This is a genomic window from Methanospirillum sp. (assembly GCF_028679455.1).
Taxonomy (GTDB): domain Archaea; phylum Halobacteriota; class Methanomicrobia; order Methanomicrobiales; family Methanospirillaceae; genus Methanospirillum.
In genome coordinates this window covers 1-3,090 of sequence record NZ_JAJRBM010000339.1, presented here as the reverse complement: position 1 = coordinate 3,090, position 3,090 = coordinate 1, and the positions used below count along the sequence as shown (strand labels likewise).

The window sequence follows — 3,090 nt, the reverse complement described above, 5'->3', positions numbered from 1 at the left end:
CTTATCAAGGGTGTCCATGCTCCCCGCTCTATATAACGAAAAATAATGAACATCCATTCTGTTACCGTCATTTCCACGAACTCTGTAGGTTTGATGAAAAACAGTTGGATAAATAATCCATAAATAGATTTTTCCGACCTTCCTTTATATGCTCTTAAGTGTACCTTAAGGGCCATATGATATCAAATGATGATGTCCTTAATGGCTCACCACTTACCTATGAGCAGGCAGAATCTGTCCTCTCACAGGCTATGATGGATTTGAAGGAGTTATCTGTATCTGGGAGAATACGTGATCCCGAACGTGACCGTATACGGGTGGATAGGTACAAAGCTTTAGTAGATATCTGCATGGGATACTGCTACCTGCAGATATACAAGGAAATCTTAGCCTTGAGGGTTGAGCTCAACCATATTGTTGGAGGAGGAACAACATGAAGGGGCTCACACCTATCATTAAACCGATAAAACCGGTCCGAGAGGCAAGTATAATCCCATCAGAAATGGGAAAACAGAAAAAGAAGATTCTAAAACCGGTTGAAGGGGTGAAACCATGAATCATTTAAATGTTAAAGGTAATATTGCCTTTAATGAGTCAATTATCATGGGCTCATTACGTTTTTCTGACAGTGATGCAGTTTCTTTTTCGATAGAAAAGGACTGTTCAAAGGTCTTTCTCTCAAACAGTAAACAAGAAAAGGACTCTGAATTATATGAATGGATGAAAAATTGCCAATCTGAATATAAATGGGGTCCAGAGGAGTATGATTCTCTGGTGAAGGTAATTGCCAAAATGGTGAATCTGTGTGTATTGAGAGCGAACCATGTCCAGAGTAATCAACTTAATAGACATTGGGTTACTTCACCCAAACAGAATAGCAAGTGTGGTAACAAACCAAAATCCGATTTTGAAGAATGGTTAGACTTCCATAAAGGTTGAATTACTCGCTGGATTACTTGTTAATTATCTCTTTTTGATTCAGGTATTAATATTAGAGAGACATAAGTGTCTGATTCTGGACCGTCATTTTTTTCAACTTGAATGGGTGATCTAAGCAGGAAAATAGATATGAGCAAAAGTCTGCCGAATTCAAAGTTGACTGAGTGAATAGATACACAAATCTGATTCTGATACGGTAAAAACGGAATATTTTAGGGTGATTAGACCAGACTTATTAACCAACCACAATGAAGATGATATCGTGACAGGTATCAACAAGAAATCCCTATCAGAACGTGATATCTGTACCAAATATATTACTCCAGCCATAGAACAGGCAGGTTGGCATCGTCTCACACAGATTCGGGAAGAAGTAAATATTACCAAAGGGAGGGTCATAGTCACGACCGGATCAAAACCGAGACGTGCAGAGAGACGGGTTGCTGATTATATCCTATATTATAAACCCAATATCCCAATAGCAATCATAGAAGCAAAGGATAACAATCATAGTGTGGGAGCTGGAATGCAGCAGGCTCTTGGATATGCGGGCCTAATTGACGTACCCTTTGTTTTCAGTTCAAATGGCGATGCATTCCTTTATCACAACAAGACAGGTCAGGGAGAGGTAATTGAGCAGGAAATTGCACTCTCTTCATTCCCATCACCAGACGTTCTTTGGCATCAATACTGTGTATGGAAAGAGATTACCCCCGAATCTTCAAAGATAGTCACTCAGGATTATTATGATGATGGGTCTGGGAAAAGCCCACGATATTATCAGGTTATTGCTATCAATCGGACAATAGAGGCCATTGTTAAAAAACAGAGTAGAATCCTTCTTGTTATGGCTACCGGTACGGGCAAGACCTATACGGCATTTCAGATAATCTGGAGACTCTGGAAGGCCGGTACTGCCAAACGGATCCTTTTCCTTGCTGATCGGAATATCCTTGTCGACCAGACGAAGACAAACGATTTCAAGCCGTTTGGAAAGGCAATGACGAAAATTCAGAACAGGAACATTGACAAGAGTTACGAGATTTACCTTTCCCTCTATCAGGCTGTTACTGGTACTGAAGATATCCAGAATATCTACAAGGAATTTTCCCCAGACTTCTTTGATCTAGTAGTGGTTGATGAGTGTCATCGAGGGAGTGCTGCTGATGATGCAGCATGGCGGGAGATATTGGAATACTTTACATCAGCTACGCAAATTGGTCTCACTGCAACACCTAAGGAAACCAAAGAAGTCAGTAACACCCATTACTTTGGTGAGCCTATTTACACATATTCCCTGAAACAGGGGATAGATGATGGCTTCCTTGCCCCATATAGGGTCATCAGGATTGATTTAGATAAAGACCTTGCAGGATGGAGACCTGAAAAGGGGAAAAAGGATCTCTATGGTCAGGAGATAAAAGACCGGATATACTACCAGAAGGACTTTGACAACAATCTGATCCTGACAAAACGGACCGAAATAGTTGCAAAGAAGGTATCTGACTTCCTGAAAAAGACCAATCCGTATGACAAGACCATTGTGTTCTGTGAAAATATCGATCATGCAGAGCGGATGAGGTCGTGTCTGGTGAATGAAAATAATGAAGAAGTTAGCAAATCGGACCGATATATTGTCAGGATCACAGGGGACTCACCCGAAGGTAAGGCTGAACTTGACAACTTCATCATGCCAGATAGTAAGTACCCGGTTATAGCCACCACAAGCAAACTGATGTCTACTGGGGTGGATGCTCAAACCTGTAAGGTAATAGCACTGGATAAAAGCATCGAGTCAATGATTGAGTTCAAACAGATCATAGGGAGAGGTACTCGGATAAATGAAGAATATGATAAGTACTTCTTCACCATCATTGATTTCAGGAAAGCTACAGAGCGGTTTGCAGACCCGGAATTTGATGGAGATCCGATACCTGACCCTGATTTCATTCCCGGTACTGGATCAGGAGGTACTGGGGGAGGAGAACCACCTCATCCACCTCCTGACCCACCAGAGCCCCCGAATTCACGAAAATATGTTGTGAAGGATGTTGAGGTATCAATAGTTGCTGAAAGAGTCCAATATTATGGAGTAGATGGCAAGCTGATCACAGAGTCTCTGAAAGATTACACCCGGAAGAATGTTCTGAG

General features: G+C 41.5%; 3 protein-coding genes. All 3 read left to right on the top strand.

What is annotated here, in order from left to right; genetic code table 11:
* The first annotated feature begins 176 nt into the window (after positions 1-176).
* A complete protein-coding gene (locus tag LUQ50_RS11655; protein WP_300040006.1) occupies positions 177-437 on the top strand; it encodes a hypothetical protein in 261 nt (86 codons plus the stop codon).
* Positions 438-552: 115 nt separating this feature from the next.
* A complete protein-coding gene (locus tag LUQ50_RS11650) occupies positions 553-939 on the top strand; it encodes a hypothetical protein (protein WP_300040005.1) in 387 nt (128 codons plus the stop codon).
* Between the two features lie 262 nt (positions 940-1,201).
* The coding region (gene hsdR, locus LUQ50_RS11645) for an EcoAI/FtnUII family type I restriction enzme subunit R (RefSeq protein WP_300040004.1) at positions 1,202-3,090 on the top strand (1,889 nt) is incomplete at its 3' end.